Raw genomic sequence first — 15864 nt, 5'->3', positions numbered from 1 at the left:
GATGTGGGTCGAATCATGGCACAACCAGCGGTGCGTGACGGGGATCGCACGGCGCGCGTCAGTGCCGCTCGGTCGCCCGGCGGTCACCTTTCCGCTAGCGTTCTTCCCATGCCTATCCGTACCGCTTCAGCACAATGGCAGGGCAATCTCACCGAGGGTGCCGGCACCGTCCGCACCGGTAAGGGTGGCCTGTCGGGCAACTACTCCTTCAAGTCGCGCTTCGAGGAGGGCGAGGGCACCAACCCGGAGGAGCTGATCGCCGCAGCGCACGCGGGCTGCTTCTCGATGGCGTTCTCGAAGGCCCTCGCCGACGCCGGCTCGACGCCCACCTCGGTCGAGACCACCGCCAAGGTCCACCTGGACAAGACCGACGCCGGGATGACCGTGACCCGCATCGACCTGGAGACCGTCGGCCAGGTCCCGGGCATCGACGACGCGGAGTTCCAGAAGCTCGCCGAGGCCGCCAAGGCCAACTGCCCGATCTCCCGCCTGCTCTCGCCCGGCGCCGAGATCACCCTCAACGCGCGCCTGGCCTCCTGAGCCGGTCGACCCACAACCGCTCGACCACGGAGAGAGTCTCCGCCCACCTCGGGCGGTCACTCTCTCCGTGACCTGCGGAGCCGCTCGGCAGCACCGCTGACCCGGCGGGCCGGCCCCCGCATCGGGCACAATAGGTGGGGTGCCGGTGGAGATGACCCGCGAGCGCTTCGAGGAGTTGGTCGGCGAGGCCCTCGACGAGGTGCCCGAAGAGCTGCTCGGCCTGATGAACAACGTGGTGATCCTCGTCGAGGACGACCCGCCGCCGGGCGAGCACGACCTGCTCGGCCTCTACGAGGGCCATGCCCTCACCAGCCGTGGCTGGGACTACTCCGGCGTGCTGCCGGACCGGATCTTCATCTACCGACATCCGATCCTGCGGATCTGCGACAACGACGACGACGTCGTCGACGAGGTGGCGGTGACGGTGGTCCACGAGATCGCCCACCACTTCGGCATCGACGACGAGCGGCTGCACGCGCTGGGCTGGGGCTGAGTCCCGCCAGTCGGCCCCCGCCGCGCGACCGCGACCGATGGTCGCGGTTGCCCCCTTCGCCTACCGTCGGTGCAGCGACCGCGAACCCTGTCAGGAGGCACCTTTCATGCGCAGCGAGCTGTTCTCCTCGGAGAACCTGGAAAAGGAGTCCGCGCAGCCCGGCATGCGGCTGCAGAACTCCAAGATGTTGAAGATCGAGCTCAACGGCGAGGCGATGGCCCGGGTCGGCTCGATGGTCGCCTACCAGGGGAACGTGCAGTTCCAGGCGCTGGGCTCGGGCGGGCTCGGCAAGTTCCTCAAGCAGAAGCTCACCGGCGAGGGTGTCCCGCTGATGAAGGTCTCCGGCCAGGGTGACGTCTTCCTCGCCGAGTTGGCCAAGGACGTGCACATCATCGACCTGGAGCCGGGCGACGCCCTCTCCATCAACGGCTCCAGCGTGCTCGCCTTCGACTCGACCCTCCAGTACGACATCAGGATGGTCGGCGGCGCCGGGATGGCCTCCTCGTCCGGCCTGTTCAACTGCGTGTTCAGCGGTTACGGACGGATCGCCATCACCACCAAGGGCACTCCGGTGGTGCTCAACGTGGATGCCCCGACGTACGTGGACCCGCAGGCCGCGGTCTGCTGGTCGGCCAACCTCCAGACCGGCTACCACCGGGCCGAGCAACTGGGCCTCGGCACGCTGCTGGGTCGACGCACCGGTGAGTCGTTCACGATGAGCTTCGCCGGCCAGGGCTTCGTGGTGGTGCAGCCGTCCGAGGAGCCGCCGGTCCTGGGCAGCGGTCAACAGCAGCAGGAGGGCGGCCTGCTCGGCGGGCTGCTGAGCTGACCGACGTGGCGGGGGCGCTCCCGGAACCCGGGGGCGCCCGGCCCGATCAGGTCAACTCGCCGGTGCGCAATCGAGCCAGCCAGGCCGCCGCGTCCGCGTAGTCGACGTCGGAGAGGCCCGCCGGCGCAGGCACCGGCCGTTCGCCCGCCGCCTCGGCCCAGCGGTGCCGGGGGTACGACCCCATGAAGCGGACGTCGGCGCAGACCCGACGCAGCCCCTGCAACGCCTCGCCCAGGCGTACGTCGGCCACGTGCCCGGTGCAGTCCAGGAAGAAGACGTACCGGCCCAGGGCCTCACCGGTCGGGCGGGACTCGATCCGGGTCAGGTTGACCCCGCGCACTGCCAACTCCATGAGCACCGACAGCAGGGCGCCGACCCGGTCGTGGGCGATGTAGACAGCGAGCGAGGTGAGGTCGTCGCCGGTGGGCGGCGGGGGCGGCCCCGGCCGGGACACCAGCGCGAAACGGGTCACCGCGTCGGGATGGTCCGCGATCTTGTCGGCGAGGATCGCGAGCCGGTGCCGGGCCGCCCCGATCGGCGCGCAGATCGCCGCGTCGTACTCGCCGGACCCGGCGCCGGCGGCAGCCGCGCCGTTGGAGAGCACGTCGACCACCACGCCGTCGGGCAGATGGTCACGCAGCCAGCCCCGGCACTGGGTGGAAGCCTGCGGGTGGGCCGCTACGGTGCGGATCGAGGTCAACGAGGTGCCGGGTCGGGCGCCGAGCACGAACTCCACCGGCAGGATCACCTCCCGGGTGATCACCAGCGGCTCGCCCTCGGCCATCTCGTCCAGGGTGACGCCCACCGCGCCGCCGATCGAGTTCTCCAACGGCACCAGCGCGGCGTCGGCATCCCCGGCCCGGACGCTGTCCAGTGCCTCCCCGACGCTGCGGGCGGGCGTGCGGGTGCCACGCTCGGCGGCGGGCACGGAGCGCAGGGCCTGCTCGGCGAAGGTGCCCTCCGGCCCGAGGTAGACGAAACGTGTCGGCGGTGTTCCCGGCATGCCGATCAGCCTACGCACCCGGCCGGGTGGCCGGACCGGCCTCACAGGCCAGGGCGCGGATTCCGGGCGGCCCGGCGGCGCGTACCTCGATGGTGCAGACGTCAGTGCCGGCGGTGACCAGCGTCGGTGCGCTCGGCTGGCCCCGGGTGACCACCTGGAGTTCCTCGTGCCCGGTCACCTCCAGCACGGTGAACTGCCAGTCGGCGGCGCAGAGTGGTCCGGTGCGGACCTGGACCCGGACGTTGGCCGGGAGCACGCCCGCCCGGCCACGGAGCAACTGCACCACGCGCTGCCCGGTCGGCCCGTTCCGGCAGGCCGTCGCGACCGCCCCAGCGTCGGCGGAGGGTGTGATCGCGACGGATGGCGGTGCGGTCACCGGCGGGGTGGTGGGGGCGATGCTCGGGCCGGGCGTCGGCGGAGCCCCGCTGCCGGTGGGCATGGCGGTGGGCGTCCGCACCCCGGGAGGGGCGCCACAGCCGGACAGCGCCGCGACAGCGAACACCGCGAGCGTGACCGCAAGGGTCCGTACGGCTGAATGGCCGGCCGTCCGGCCGCGTGGGACGTGGATCGTCGCGCGCGACGGGGGAGACGCGGGGCGGGGCGGGGTGAACGGCACGGGCCGATCCTCGGGGACATCGGAGAATTCGTCACGGCCGGGGTGGCCGAGCCCATCGTAGGGTGAGCGGCCTTCCGGGTGAAGCTCAGCCGGTGACGCGGTGCCCGGCGCGCTGGAGCGCGGCGATGCCCTCGGTCAGTCGGACGGCCGGCACCAACAGGTAGTCGGTGTCGAAGGTGGAGAACGTGACCACGCTGACCCGCGCCTCGGCCAGTGGGTCGACGAGCAGGGCCAGGCTGCCGGTGCCGCTCAGGTCCATTGGCGCGGCGACCCGTAGACAGCGCCAGACGGTCTCCACCACGGTCTGCGCCGGAGCCCGGTCGGTCGGGCAGATCACGGAGATCCCGTCGGAGGTCCAGCTCACCGTGACGACGTCGGTGTCACGAAGGTCGTTCGACATCGCATCCGGCAGGGTGCTGCCGGCGGCCAGCCGACACACAGCGTATTCCCCGGGCAGTAGAGCGATGTCGAGCATGAGGGCACCTTACGGCCTGCGCGGGGACTCTCCTGGGGAACGGCGCGTGCGGCGAACGACACACTCCGCCGCAGGTCAGACCTCGGAGAAGAAGGTGAGTGAGCCTGCGACGGCGCCGTCGGTGAGCACCGGAGTCGAGATCGCGTCGACTGTCGCGTCGGAGTTGCTTGCCGAGGCGGCCTGCACGCGGAGTAACCCACGAGCGAGTCGGCCGGACGAGAGCGCCAGCAGGGGCGGAATCTTGTCGATCTCGGCCTCGGTCAGCACGCCCCGGTTGGCGGTGAAGTCGAGCAGGCGCAGACCCCCGTCGAGCAGCGGTCGCCCGATCAGACCGCCCGGCTCGCCCAGACAGAGGAGCTCACAGCCGGCCGTGGAGATCGCCACCACCCGCGTGTCGGCGTCGATCAACAGGCACGGCTCATCGGCCCGGGACACCGTCGAGGACCATTGGCCGACGTTGCCGGACTCCGGCTCTGTCGACGCTCGGGCCGCCGGCACGAACGCTTCCGAGAGCGAAAGTTCGACGTGGGCCACCGCGCCTCCTATGTGCACCGATCGACTGTCCACGCTAGCGGGTCGCCGACGGAATCACCGAGCGCACCGGGTCACCGGGCCGCGCAGCCTGAACCGACGCGACTGGTGACGGCGCGGAAACCGGTGAGGTGGACGGGGGGACCGGAGCCGCGTGGCGTCGCCGGTGACGTTACCGGCGGTGGGCCGGCTTGTCAGCGGCCGTTCGGCCCTCGTCGTACCACCGGTAGTCGGCTGTTGGACGGTACGTGCCGTTCAACCAGGTGCTCGGGTGCTGTGCGACCCGGGACAGCTTCTCGGCCGTGGCAGGGCTGATCCGGCTGCCACCAGCCACGAGGAGCCGGTCCAGCTCCCGGTGGGTGGCCATCAGACAGTCCTTCGGAAGGCCGTAGACACTGATCACTCCGGAGCCGACGAAGGTCAGCACCGGCGTCACCGGGACGGGCAGCCCCACCGCGTCGGAGAGGGCCTTGCTGGCCCGCTTGGCGTCGCGGCGGGACTCGGCCACGTACGGTGGCCTCTTGCCGTTGATCTGCACGACGTCGCCGGCGACGAGCACCCTCGCCCGGCCGTGGTCGGCGATGGTCACGGCGAAGAGGCCGCTCGGCCCGATGGCGAGGAACCCGGCGCGGTCGTCCTGACCGCGGTCGAGGACGTCCGTCACGTCTGTGCGTGGCCACTCGATGACGTGCCAGGCGGGACCGAGGTGGTCGAGCTGGCCCAGTGCCCGCGCCCCGGCCGCCTCCAGGCGGCGTGCGCCCCGCTCAGCCCGACGACGACGAGCCCACTCGAGGGGTGTCGGACGGACTGGTTCGAGAACCCCCGGCGACTCGACGCGGGGGTGTGGCACCGCGACGGGCGGCAGTGCCCGAGCGGAGGGTACGGCTCGTCGTGCGGGAAAGACAGTCATCGTCGACCTCCGGCAAAAGGTCCCTCGAAGTTATGTCCTCACTACCCTACGTTGTCACTCCCGGTGTTCGGCAAGCCGGAGCGCCGGAATGACTGTGGATGAATGCCATATTCATCCACAGTTCTTTTGTCGGATGCCGCCAAACCCTGCCCTACGCTGCGGGAGTGACCCACTACGTCGACAGTGAAATCGGCCGGCTCGGCACCGTACTGCTGCACCGGCCCGGCCCCGAACTGGCCCGGCTCACCCCGCGCAACAACGACTCGCTCCTGTTCGACGCGATCCCCTGGGTCGGACGCGCCCAGGAGGAGCACGACGCGTTCGCCGCTGCCCTGCGCGAGCGCGGGGTCGAGGTTCTCTACCTGGCCACCCTGCTGGCCGAGACGCTCGCCGTGGCGGACGCCCGCGCCGAGCTCACCGAACAGGTGCTGCGTTCCCGGCGACTCGGCGACACCCTGCGGGCCCGCGTGGCAGACCACCTCTCCTACCTGGACCCGGCGGCCCTGGCCGACGTGCTCACCGCCGGGCTGGCCCACGAGGAGTTGCGGATCAGCTCGGAGCGGCCGGGCGGGCTGGTCTACACCCTGATGAACAGACATGACTTCGTCATCGACCCGTTGCCCAACCTGTTGTTCACCCGTGACTCGTCGCTCTGGATCCGCGATCGGGTCGGCGTCACCAGTCTGGCCATGCCCGCCCGTCGCCGCGAGACCACCCTGACCGACGCCATCTACCGTCACCACCCACGCTTCGCCGGCACCGAGTTCGTCTACCGCCCGAACCTCGAACACCTGGAGGGCGGGGACGTGCTGCTGCTCGCACCCGGGGTGCTGGCGGTGGGCGTGGGCGAGCGAACCACACCGGCCGGCGCCGAACGCCTCGGCCGGCAGGTCTTCGCCGCCGGTCTGGCCCACACCATCCTGGTGGTGCCGATCGCGCAGAAACGCGCCACCATGCACCTCGACACCGTCTGCACGATGGTCGACGTGGACGCCGTACTGATGTATCCCAACATCGCGAGCACGCTGTCCGCGTACACCGTGATCGCCGGCGCGGACGGTGCGGACCCGCGGGTGGACGGGCCGGCGCCGTTCCTGCGTGCCGCCGCCGACGCGATGGACCTCGACGTGCTCCGGGTCATCGACACCGGGCTGGATCCGGTCACGGCGGAACGCGAGCAGTGGGACGACGGCAACAACACCCTCGCCCTGGCACCCCGGCTCTGCGTGGGCTACGAGCGCAACACCGAGACCAACGCCCAGTTGGAGCGGGCCGGCATCGAGGTGATCCCGATCGCCGGCTCCGAGTTGGGCTCCGGCCGGGGCGGCCCGCGCTGCATGTCCTGCCCGATCACCCGTGAGCCGTTGCGGGGAAGGGCGCCCTCGTCGGGATAGGCGGCCCTCCCCCGCAGGTCAGCGGAGGGTGAGCTGGCGGCCGAGCAGACCCTGGCGGGCGCGCCGGCCGGAGGCATCGAGCGGGCCGTCGGTGGCCAGCGCTTCCGCGTAGCGCTTGGCGAACTGCGCCACCGGGTCCTCCCATTCCGCTGCGGGAGTCTCCTCCGGCAGGTCCCACACCGGGACCAGACGGCCGTGCGCTCGGAACATGCCGGCGAACTTGGTCTGCTCGCCGAGGGTCAGCGAGCCGGCCGCGCCGAGACGGGCCAACGCGTCCAGGGCGGCGTCCTCGTCGTCCGGCAACACCCAGCGCACGTGCGCCTTGTCCGGGACCTGGCACCAGTACGCGGCCTTCGCCGCGGTCATTCGTACCGTCGGGTAGATGGCCGCGTTCGCCCGCTCCAGGGACGCCTGGACGGTCGGGTCGTCGGCGGCCCCGGGGTCGAGCCAGAACTCGAAACCGTCGTGCATGCTGATGTCCAGTGGGCCGTCCACGAGGATGTCCTGCAGGCGTGGGCCGGGGCCGGGCAGCGGCGGCACGGACACCTCGCCGCCCGGCTCGGTCCGCAGCGCGCAGAGCAGCGCGTCGGCCAGGTCCCGGGAGACGTCACCGGACTGCTGGTGGCGCTGAAGACCGATGAGCACCCGGCCGTCCGGCTTGGTGATCGCCGGCGCGGCCATCGGCAGCACCGTGGCGAGCGTCGCCGACCGGTCGCCGAACTCCTCGACCAGGGCGGGTGCCAGTCGCAGCGGCGCGGAGGCGGCCGGCACCAGTTCGCGTAGGGCGATCCACTCGGGCTCGTCGACCAACCCGTCGAACGGACGCGGCACGAAGATGTCCCGCACCTTGTCCTTGCGGGGGGCGGTGTCGGCGGCGGTGCGCTGGCTCTTTCGACGCTTGCTCACGGCGTCACAGCCTAGAGGCCCGACCGGCTCGCCGTGGGCCGGACCCACCCAACCTCAGCCCGTCGATCCCCGAAGTCGCCACCACCCGCGTTCAGCCCGCGGACACCAGGTCAGGTCGGGGCGCCGGCACCGGATCGAACTCCGCCCAGACGCGCTGGCCCATTCCGTCCCGCTCGACCCCCCAGCGGGTCGCCAGACCAGCCACGATGTGCAGCCCGCGACCGTCCGCCGCATCGGGGCTGGCCGTCCGGAGCCGTGGCCCGGTGCTCGCGCCGCCGTCGGTGACCCGCAACTGGATCAGAGCGCCCTCGGCCGAGGGCCGTAGGCGCCAGGCGACCCGGATGACTCCGCCGGGAAGCGGCCGGGCGTGCCGCACCGCGTTGCCCACCAGCTCCGCGAGCACCGCGATGAGATCCGCGAGGAGCGTCGGGGGTACGACGTCCGCCAGCTCGTCAGAGAGCCTGTGCCGGGCCAGCCGTGCCCCGGCCGGATGGTGGGGAACGACCACGCACCACGCCCGATCCGTCACTGCCGCTGCCACCGTCGCCTCCACGTCACGCCACCTCGGTCAACAGCGGGGTAGCCGCACCTCTGCGACCGTACCGCCGCCGGCCCTCGGACGTAGGGATACCCATCCATTCTGTTGTTCAACGATCCGGCGGACGAGATAGAGGCCGAGCCCTGCCCCCGGATAGCCGCGTCGGTCGCCGGACTCGCCCTGCCAGAACCTGTCGAACGCGCGCTCCACGTGCTCAGGTCGGATGCCGATGCCCTTGTCGCTGACCCGGAACGCCACCAGTTGACCGTCGACCGACGCGGTGACCTCGATCGGGGAGTCCGGTGCCGAGTACTTGCCAGCGTTGGTCGTCAACTCGGTCAACACCGTGGCCAGGCTGGGCCGGTGACCGAGCGCCTTGGGCAGGTCGTTCGGGAGGAGGAGCACCAGCCTCCGGCGCAACTCCGCCGGCAGGTCGACGACGGCGGAGCGCAACGCCTCGCCGAGGTCGAACGGCGTCGCGGGTTCGTCCCCGGGCCCCGCCTCGGCGGCCGAGGAGAGGAGACGATCGACCAATCGGGCCAACTCGTTGGCGCGCTGCCCGATCACCCGGGCGGCCTGCCGGCGGTCCACCTCGGTCAGTGACTCCCAGTGGTCGGTGAGAGTGTCCGCGTACCCCTTGATCACGGTGACCGGCGTCCGCAGCTCGTGGCTGGTCACGGCGACGAACAGATCCCGGTCGTGGTCGCGTTGCTGCTGGTCGGTGATGTCGCGGAAGGTGACCACCCGGAGCGTGCCCGGGCCGGGCAGCTCGCCGGAGGTGATCCGCAGCCAGCGGCCGTCCGGCATCCGGTGATCCCGCACCTGACCGGAGGGCGGCAACGGGAACGGCAGGGGTCGGCTCAGCGCCTGCTCGGCCGACCGGCCGGTGACCTGGGCGGCGGCCGGGTTCCAGAGTCGGACGTGCCCGTCCCGGTCTACGACGGCCAGCCCGTCGGCGAGCGCCGCCACGACCGGGCCGTCACCGTGCACCGGCAGGCCGCTCTGGTCGCCGTACATGTGCGCCACGCAGGACGCGAGGTAGGCGACCACCGCCTGCTGCTCGGTGCCCGGTTCGTCGTCGCCCGGGTAGAGCGCGTGCAGGCTGCCCACCGTGTGGCCGCCGATCTCCGCCCGGGAGACCACCATCCAGCGCAGGTCGCTGCCGCTCAACTCGGCGGCCAGTTTGCCGTTGAGGTGACCCACCCGCACCTGGCGTGCCCGTGGTCCGGCGAGCAGGCAGACGGTGTCCGGATCGTCGACTGCCAGCGGCCGGCCGAGGGCCCATTCCGCAGCACCGGTCGCAGAGATCACCCGACCGCCGGTCGGGCCGAACTCGACGAACGCCATACCTGTCGCACCGAGCGCGGGCTGGGCCACCCGGAGAAGTTGGGTGAGGACCGGCAGGCCCGCGTCCCCAGAATTGATCATCTCGATCACGACGGTGTGGCCGCCGAGGAGAGCGGGAAAATCGATACGCTCCGGCATGTGCCGAGTCTGCCCGGTCGGCCTGGATTTGGGCACCCCCGCAGGCTCAGCGGCCCAGCCGGGCGAGGGTGTGCGCCGGCCGATCGGTGATGATCCCGTCCACCCCGGCGGACAGCACCAGCTCCAGGTCGGTCGGCTCGTTGACCGTCCAGACGTACACCTGGTTGCCGGCCGCGCGCAGTGCGGGCAGCAGCTGCGGGCGACCCCGGACCAGACCGATGCCCGGCCCGGCGATCCGGGTGCCGAACGGGAGCCGCCCCAGCCGCAGCCAGCGTGGCACCACCTCCAGCAACAGCACTGTGGGCAGCGTCGGGGCCAGCTCGCGGACCCGGCGGACCGCCAGCGGCGAGAACGACATGACGGTGACCTGCACGGGGTCGTCCGGCGCCGGGTCGGCCAGCCCGTACCGGCGCAGCATGGAGACCAGTCGTCGTTCCACGGCCGAGCCGTAGCGGGAAGGGTGCTTCGTCTCCACCAGCAGCCGGACCGGTCGCCCGGCGTCGAGCACGGCGTCCAGCAGCCGGGCCAGGGTCAGCAACCGGGTGTGCGAATCGTCCGGCGGCAGGTCGCCGCTCGGTGCGCTGCCCGGATGCCACGAGCCGAAGTCCAGCGCGTCCAGCTCGGCGAGCGTACGCGCACTGACCAGACCGCGACCGTTGCTGGTGCGGTCGAGCCGACGGTCATGTACGCAGACCAGGTGCCCGTCCCGGGTCAGCCGGACGTCGCACTCCAGCCCGTCGGCGCCCTCGTCGAGGGCGCGCAGGTACGCGGCGAGAGTGTGCTCGGGCAGGTCGAACGAGGCGCCGCGGTGCGCGAAGACCAGTGGGCCGCCCATCCCGCCCGCCCTCAGATGACCTGGCCGGGCTGCCCGTTCGCGTCGACCACCGGCCGGCCGACGGCGGCCCACTGGCGCATCCCACCGTCGGCGTTACGCACCTGCCCCCAGCCGTTGTTGACCAGGTAGGCGACGACCTGGGCCGAGCGCCCGCCGGAGCGGCAGATGACCGCCACGTCCCGGTCGGTGGGCACCTCGGCCAACCGCGCCGGCAGTTCCATCATCGGCAGGTGGTGGGCTGCCGGAGCGTGGCCGGCGGCCCACTCGTCGGCCTCCCGCACATCCAGCAGGTAGGTCTCGTCGTCGATCTCGGTCACGGGCACGGTGGGAACCTGGGGTCCGAACACAGGAAGCAACACTAGATCCTCGTCGGCTGGTTCGGCACCGACAGGGCCGTCGCCACCGTCACAACCGGGTCACCCAGCGCGGGTTGGCCTGCGCCCAGGCCGGCACCCGAGTGCCCCGAACCGCCTCGAAGAGCCCGTTGCCCCCGTTGTCCAGTACCACGTAGGAGACCTCGTCGATGGTCTGTGGTGAGGACGGGACCTGGACGCCGCGCATCCCGTCGGGCGGCAGCGCGCGCAGCGCGAGGAGCAGGTCCTCCAGGGGTACGCCGTTGGTGTCGACGGTCAACGACCCGCCGACCGCCCGCAGCACCTGGTCGAACTTGACCGGGTTGCTGCGCAGGTCCGCTCTGCCAGCGCTGTCCAGCATCGCCCGGAGCAACTGTTGCTGGTGGTGCTGCCGGTCGTAGTCGCCACCGGGCAGGTCGTAGCGCTGCCGTACGTAGTCCAGCGCCTGCGCCCCGTCCATGCGCTGACAGCCGGTGGGGAAGACCCGGTTGGTGTGGATCGAGCGGACCTCGGTGTCCACGCACATGTCCACCCCGCCGAGCAGGTCGATGACCTTGCGGAAGCCGGAGAAGTCGATCAGTGCGGCACCGTCGAACCGGATGCCGGTGAGCCGGTGCAGGGTCGCGGAGAGGAGTTGGGCACCGGCCTGCCCACCACCGCCGTGCTCGTACGCCGCATTGATCTTGTCTTGGCCGCCGCCGAAGCCGTTTCCGGGCGGGATGGCGACCAGCAGGTCACGAGGGATCGAGACCAGATAGGCCTCCCGCTGCCCGGCGGGTACGTGCACGATGAGGATGGTGTCCGAGCGTTGGTCCGGCCCACTGTCACCGGGGCGGCGGTCGGAGCCGACCAGGAGGTAGTTGAGGGGCCCGTCCAGGTCGGTGCGGTCGGTGCGGGCGTCGGCGTCGAGCAACTGCTCCTTGGTCACCGTCCGGTCGTACCGGTTGCTGAGCGTCTTGAGCCCGACCACGGCGAGCCCGGCCAGCAGGACGAGGGCCAGGCCGATGCCGAGCATGATCCGCGACCCGCGGGCGCGGCGCGCTCGGGCGGACGGGGCCGTTGCGGCCCGGCCCGCCGTGTTCCGCCCCCACCTGGACGTGACCGCCTCCCCGCAGCCGCACGTGAAAACTACTCACGTCGAGGCTACGGGCGGTGATGACTCCGTCGCTGGCTTTCCGCGACTCCGGTCGTCACTTGCGGGTGGAGATCACCTCGGGGTGCGTGAAGACGAACTCGGCGAGTTTGTCCTGCTTGACGGCCTGAAACATGGCCATCGTCTCTTCGCTCAAGCCCTCGGTGTTGTTGCCGTTGGCGTGGAAGGTGCCGCCGTTGGTCTTGAGCATGGTCAGCTCGTTGGCGGTGACCCCGCGCATGGTGAAGATGAAGTTCTCGATCGCCACGCCGCCGGTGTCCAGCACGAACGCCTTACCGGCCGCCTTGATCAGCTGGTTCATCTTGCCCGGGTTGGTCAACATCCCGCCGTCGGTGGCCTTCTTGGCCATCGCCTTGATCAGCTGCTGCTGGTTGGCCTGCCGGTCGTAGTCGCCGTTCTTGAGGGTCTTGCGCTGCCGGGAGTAGTCGAGCGCGGCCCACCCCTCCATCTCCTGGCAGCCCTTCTTGTGCACCACCGGGGTCCGCGGCTTGCCGGTCTTCTTGGCGTCCGCGTTCCACATCGGCTTGCCGTCGACGTACGACATGTGCAGCGACTTGACCTCCTGGCTGACGCAGATGCGCACCGTGCCCAGGGTGTCGATGACGTTCTTGAAGCCGCCGAAGTTGATGATCGCCGCGCCGTCGAAGCTGATCCCGGTGAGCCGCTTGATGGTCTGTGCCATCAGCTGCGCGCCACCCTCCCAGCCACCACCGTTGGCGGCACCGGCCTGGAAAGCGCCATTGATCTTTCCGGTGCCGCCGGCGTAGCCGCTCTTCTTGAACGGGGGGATCTGCGCCTCGGTGTCCCGAGGGATCGAGATCAGGTACGCCTGGTCATGGGTGGCGGGGATGTGCAGGATGATGATGCTGTCCGAGCGCACGTCGTCGGCCGCCCAGCGCTCCCGGGCGTCCACGCCGAGCAGCAGCATGTCGATCGGCCCGTCGAGGCTCGCACCGCCCTCGGCGTCGGACTTGCCGGCGTCGCCCAGCAGGTTACGTTGCGCGATGTCCCCGGTTGCCTGGCCGATCAGGACCTTGCCGCCGACGATGCCCGCGCCGCTGCCGAGCATCAGCACCGCCCCGAACACCACTGTCAGTCGGGCCCACAGAGGGTCCTTGCGTCGCTTGGTCCGCTTCTTCGCCGGCCCGCCGCCACCCGTGGGACCGCCACCGCCACCGCCGGGCGGCCGAGCACCCGGCCCGCCGCCCGAGGCGCGTGCCTGCACGGGTATGGCCGCGGCAGCACGACCGCTGGGCGCGGCGGACCCGGGGGACGAAGGGCGACGACTGGCCTGAACCGGCATGCGTGCTCCAGCTCGTGATCAGGAGGGGGCGGCACCACTGTACGGACATCAATTCGACTTTGCGAGTTCAGCTCGGGTCAATCCGGACGTCAACTTCCGCAGACTCGGTTGATCGTCGCCACTCGATGAGCCGAACGGCGGGCAGGCCGTCGGCCGTGGGGCCCTCCGCCCCGGTCAGCCGCCGTCCTTGCTCTTCGGCGGGTTGGCCTTGACCCAGTCCGCCATGGTGTCGGCCGACATGGCCCGGTACATGGCGAGCGCCTTCTCCCGGTCCGAAACCACCACCGACTCGCCGTTGATCGTGTCGCTGCCCGAGTTCGGGCTGGTCACGAAGGTGAGATTCTCGCCGCGCAGGTTGCGGAACTGCAGCGCCATGTCTGTAACCGAGAAACCCTGGTCCACGGTTACGGCCTTGGTCACCGACTGGAGGAAATCGTTGAGCTTCTTCGGGTTCGCCAGCGTGCCGCTGCTCGCCGCCTTGTCCATCAGCGCCCGCAGGAACTCCTGCTGGTGCCGCATCCGGGCGAAGTCCCCGTCCGGGAACTGCTTACGCTGCCGGATCCAGTCCAGCGCCTCCGCGCCGTCCATGTGGTTCGTGCCCTTGGTGAACGTCCGGTAGGGCTTGTGGATCGAGGTGACGGTCCGCTCCACCTTCAGGTCCACCCCGCCGAGGGCGTCGGTGACCTCCTTGAACCCGCCGAAGTCGATCGCCATCACGTGGTCGATCCGAACGTCGCTGAAGCACTCCACGGTGCGTACCGCCAGCGGGAGACCGCCGAACGCGAACGCCGCGTTGATCTTCGCGCGTTCACCGGAGTCGCAGGCCGCGCCCGCGCTCTCCGGGATCGGCACGTAGAGGTCGCGCGGGATGGAGACCAGGTAGGCCTCCTGGTGGTCGGCCGGAATGTGCATCACGATGATCGTGTCGGCGCGCCACTGGCTCTTCGTGTCGACCGGGGCGTCCGGGTCCCGCGAGTCGCTGCCGACCAGCAGGATGTTCAGCGCGCCGTCGACGGCCTTGACCGGGCGGCCGCCGGTGATCTCCGCGAACGGGTCGGTGCGGGCCAGGTCGCTGTTGAGGTTGCGGGCGTAGAGCCAGGCGCCCACGCCGCCGAGCAACGCCAGCACCAGCACCGCGACCCCTGCCACGAGGGCGATCCGGCCCCAGCGCGGGCGTGGGCCACGTCGTCCCGACCCACCTGCGCCACCTGGGCCGCCGGGGCCTCTCGGCCCCGTCGGGCCGCCCGGCCTGGGCCCCTCCTCGTCGTACGACGGGTAGAAGCGTGCCTCGGTGGGACGGGCACGCCCGGAGGCGCCCCGATCAGGGCCGGGCACCGACGCGCGCCCGGCGCTGCGGTGCAGGGACGGATACGGGACGCCGGCAGACGAAGTCGCGGACATGTAACTCAGGGTACGTAGCGGGAGCCACCACCGCCTTCAGGCGACACTCAGCGGCAGGCGGTGCGCAACGAACCGGCTACCCTAGCCGCGCCCGGAAGTACTCGATCGTGCGTCGCAGGCCGTCTTCGGGCGCCACGGTCGGCTCGTATCCCAGCAGTTCGCGGGCGAGCGTGAGATCGGGGCGGCGCATCTCCGGATCGTCCGAGCTGCGCGTGACGTAGATCACCTCGGAGCTGCTTCCGGAGAGCGACACGATCAACTCGGCGAGTTGCCGCATGGACAACTCGTGCTCCGTGCCGCAGTTGACCGGGCCCGTCTCGGTCGAGTCGAGCAGCAGCAGGATGCCGCGAACCAGGTCCTCGACGAAGCAGATCGAGCGGGTCTGGTTGCCGGTGCCGTGCACGGTGATCGGCTCACCGCGCAGCGCCTGGGAGACGAAGGTGGGGATGGCGCGGCCGTCATCCGGGCGCATCCGGGGACCGTACGTGTTGAAGATCCGGACGATCGCCGCGTCGAGCCCGCGGTAGCGGTGGTACGCCATCGTCGCGGCCTCGGAGAAGCGCTTTGCCTCGTCGTAGACGCTGCGGACCCCGATCGGGTTCACGTTGCCCCAGTAGGTCTCCCGCTGCGGGTGCTCCTTCGGGTCCCCGTACGCCTCGGAGGTGGAGGCCATCAGGAACCGGGCACCGTCGGCGACCGCGCGCTCCAGCAGGTGCAGGGTGCCCACCGAGCCGACCCGGAGGATCTCCACCGGCAGTTGGGCGAAGTCGGTGGGGCTGGCCGGCGAGGCCATGTGCAGGATCGCGTCGAAACGCTCGGCCATTGCCGGGTGGTGCGTGGGCAGGCCGTCGGAGAGGTCCGCCTCGACGAGCGTGAAGGTGGGCCGGTCCAACAGGTGGGCCACGTTGTCCTTCGAGCCGGTCACGAAGTTGTCCAGCGCCACGACCGTGCAGCCCCGGGCGATCAGGACGTCCACCAGGTGCGACGGGACGAAGCCGGCTCCACCGGTGACGAGGATGCGGTGACCGGACCCGAAGCGCTCAACAACCTTCATACCGCTCAGCCTACCGACCACGGATACGGCGACGGGCTCCCGCTG

General features: G+C 70.9%; 18 protein-coding genes. 4 read left to right on the top strand and 14 right to left on the bottom strand.

What is annotated here, in order from left to right; all coding sequences use genetic code 11:
- The first annotated feature begins 108 nt into the window (after window positions 1-108).
- The 3 genes from ACWCO3_RS03995 (at window position 109) to ACWCO3_RS03985 (ending at window position 1862) form a co-directional block, all read left to right on the top strand.
- On the top strand, window positions 109-540 hold the full coding sequence (locus ACWCO3_RS03995; protein WP_145778392.1) for an OsmC family protein: 432 nt from the start codon (window positions 109-111) through the stop codon (window positions 538-540).
- A gap of 145 nt (window positions 541-685) precedes the next feature.
- Window positions 686-1033: a metallopeptidase family protein gene (locus ACWCO3_RS03990; protein ID WP_197699411.1), complete on the top strand. Its 348-nt coding sequence runs from the start codon at window positions 686-688 to the stop codon at window positions 1031-1033.
- A gap of 106 nt (window positions 1034-1139) precedes the next feature.
- Window positions 1140-1862, top strand: coding sequence for an AIM24 family protein (locus ACWCO3_RS03985; RefSeq protein WP_145778394.1), 723 nt, complete (start codon window positions 1140-1142; stop codon window positions 1860-1862).
- A gap of 46 nt (window positions 1863-1908) precedes the next feature.
- Here the strand turns inward: ACWCO3_RS03985 and pheA are convergent, their stop codons facing one another.
- The 5 genes from pheA to ACWCO3_RS03960 form a co-directional block, all read right to left on the bottom strand.
- Entirely contained in the window at window positions 1909-2865 is a 957-nt protein-coding gene (gene pheA / locus ACWCO3_RS03980) for a prephenate dehydratase (RefSeq protein ID WP_450008361.1), read from the bottom strand.
- A 10-nt stretch (window positions 2866-2875) separates the two neighbouring features.
- Window positions 2876-3367 carry a hypothetical protein gene (locus tag ACWCO3_RS03975; RefSeq protein WP_450008359.1) on the bottom strand — a complete coding sequence of 164 codons (492 nt, stop codon included), beginning with the start codon at window positions 3365-3367 and terminating at the stop codon, window positions 2876-2878.
- A gap of 199 nt (window positions 3368-3566) precedes the next feature.
- Window positions 3567-3956 carry an ACT domain-containing protein gene (locus ACWCO3_RS03970; RefSeq protein WP_145778396.1) on the bottom strand — a complete coding sequence of 130 codons (390 nt, stop codon included), beginning with the start codon at window positions 3954-3956 and terminating at the stop codon, window positions 3567-3569.
- Between the two features lie 75 nt (window positions 3957-4031).
- Window positions 4032-4490: a hypothetical protein gene (locus ACWCO3_RS03965; RefSeq protein ID WP_145778397.1), complete on the bottom strand. Its 459-nt coding sequence runs from the start codon at window positions 4488-4490 to the stop codon at window positions 4032-4034.
- Window positions 4491-4659: 169 nt separating this feature from the next.
- Window positions 4660-5397 (bottom strand): hypothetical protein, encoded by a 738-nt coding sequence (locus ACWCO3_RS03960; RefSeq protein WP_088987108.1) that lies wholly within the window; start codon window positions 5395-5397, stop codon window positions 4660-4662.
- Window positions 5398-5561: 164 nt separating this feature from the next.
- Between ACWCO3_RS03960 and ACWCO3_RS03955 the strand changes: the two genes are divergently transcribed.
- Entirely contained in the window at window positions 5562-6791 is a 1230-nt protein-coding gene (locus ACWCO3_RS03955) for an arginine deiminase (RefSeq protein ID WP_450008355.1), read from the top strand.
- A gap of 18 nt (window positions 6792-6809) precedes the next feature.
- On the opposite strand, the gene ACWCO3_RS03950 is transcribed toward ACWCO3_RS03955, so the two are convergent.
- The 9 genes from ACWCO3_RS03950 to ACWCO3_RS03910 form a co-directional block, all read right to left on the bottom strand.
- Window positions 6810-7697 carry a DUF5926 family protein gene (locus ACWCO3_RS03950; protein ID WP_145778399.1) on the bottom strand — a complete coding sequence of 296 codons (888 nt, stop codon included), beginning with the start codon at window positions 7695-7697 and terminating at the stop codon, window positions 6810-6812.
- Between the two features lie 91 nt (window positions 7698-7788).
- On the bottom strand, window positions 7789-8205 hold the full coding sequence (locus tag ACWCO3_RS03945) for an ATP-binding protein (RefSeq protein ID WP_358162582.1): 417 nt from the start codon (window positions 8203-8205) through the stop codon (window positions 7789-7791).
- 60 nt (window positions 8206-8265) lie between these two features.
- Window positions 8266-9720, bottom strand: coding sequence for a PAS domain-containing sensor histidine kinase (locus ACWCO3_RS03940; RefSeq protein ID WP_145778400.1), 1455 nt, complete (start codon window positions 9718-9720; stop codon window positions 8266-8268).
- 46 nt (window positions 9721-9766) lie between these two features.
- Entirely contained in the window at window positions 9767-10555 is a 789-nt protein-coding gene (locus ACWCO3_RS03935; RefSeq protein WP_145778401.1) for a glycerophosphodiester phosphodiesterase, read from the bottom strand.
- Window positions 10556-10566: 11 nt separating this feature from the next.
- Window positions 10567-10902 (bottom strand): rhodanese-like domain-containing protein, encoded by a 336-nt coding sequence (locus ACWCO3_RS03930; protein ID WP_145778402.1) that lies wholly within the window; start codon window positions 10900-10902, stop codon window positions 10567-10569.
- Between the two features lie 58 nt (window positions 10903-10960).
- Window positions 10961-11923 (bottom strand): LCP family protein, encoded by a 963-nt coding sequence (locus ACWCO3_RS03925; RefSeq protein WP_358162525.1) that lies wholly within the window; start codon window positions 11921-11923, stop codon window positions 10961-10963.
- A gap of 175 nt (window positions 11924-12098) precedes the next feature.
- The gene (locus tag ACWCO3_RS03920) at window positions 12099-13364 is read right to left on the bottom strand and encodes an LCP family protein (protein WP_145778404.1); all 1266 of its coding nucleotides are present in this window, start codon (window positions 13362-13364) and stop codon (window positions 12099-12101) included.
- 174 nt (window positions 13365-13538) lie between these two features.
- A complete protein-coding gene (locus ACWCO3_RS03915; protein ID WP_145778405.1) occupies window positions 13539-14765 on the bottom strand; it encodes an LCP family protein in 1227 nt (408 codons plus the stop codon).
- A 76-nt stretch (window positions 14766-14841) separates the two neighbouring features.
- A complete protein-coding gene (locus tag ACWCO3_RS03910) occupies window positions 14842-15819 on the bottom strand; it encodes an NAD-dependent epimerase/dehydratase family protein (RefSeq protein WP_145778406.1) in 978 nt (325 codons plus the stop codon).
- Between the last annotated feature and the right edge of the window lie 45 nt (window positions 15820-15864).

The sequence above is a fragment of the Micromonospora sp. NPDC002411 genome, assembly GCF_053592955.1.
This window is presented reverse-complemented; position numbering and strand designations above follow the sequence as displayed.

Excerpts from the sequence above, each read along its gene's own strand:
- pheA (WP_450008361.1), bottom strand. The coding sequence starts at position 2,865 with ATGCCGGGAACACCGCCGACACGTTTCGTCTACCTCGGGCCGGAGGGC.
- ACWCO3_RS03940 (WP_145778400.1), bottom strand. The coding sequence starts at position 9,720 with ATGCCGGAGCGTATCGATTTTCCCGCTCTCCTCGGCGGCCACACCGTC.
- ACWCO3_RS03910 (WP_145778406.1), bottom strand. The coding sequence starts at position 15,819 with ATGAAGGTTGTTGAGCGCTTCGGGTCCGGTCACCGCATCCTCGTCACC.
- ACWCO3_RS03920 (WP_145778404.1), bottom strand. The coding sequence starts at position 13,364 with ATGCCGGTTCAGGCCAGTCGTCGCCCTTCGTCCCCCGGGTCCGCCGCG.
- ACWCO3_RS03985 (WP_145778394.1), top strand. The coding sequence starts at position 1,140 with ATGCGCAGCGAGCTGTTCTCCTCGGAGAACCTGGAAAAGGAGTCCGCG.
- ACWCO3_RS03935 (WP_145778401.1), bottom strand. The coding sequence starts at position 10,555 with ATGGGCGGCCCACTGGTCTTCGCGCACCGCGGCGCCTCGTTCGACCTG.
- ACWCO3_RS03915 (WP_145778405.1), bottom strand. The coding sequence starts at position 14,765 with ATGTCCGCGACTTCGTCTGCCGGCGTCCCGTATCCGTCCCTGCACCGC.
- ACWCO3_RS03995 (WP_145778392.1), top strand. The coding sequence starts at position 109 with ATGCCTATCCGTACCGCTTCAGCACAATGGCAGGGCAATCTCACCGAG.
- ACWCO3_RS03970 (WP_145778396.1), bottom strand. The coding sequence starts at position 3,956 with ATGCTCGACATCGCTCTACTGCCCGGGGAATACGCTGTGTGTCGGCTG.
- ACWCO3_RS03925 (WP_358162525.1), bottom strand. The coding sequence starts at position 11,923 with ATGCTCGGCATCGGCCTGGCCCTCGTCCTGCTGGCCGGGCTCGCCGTG.
- ACWCO3_RS03960 (WP_088987108.1), bottom strand. The coding sequence starts at position 5,397 with ATGACTGTCTTTCCCGCACGACGAGCCGTACCCTCCGCTCGGGCACTG.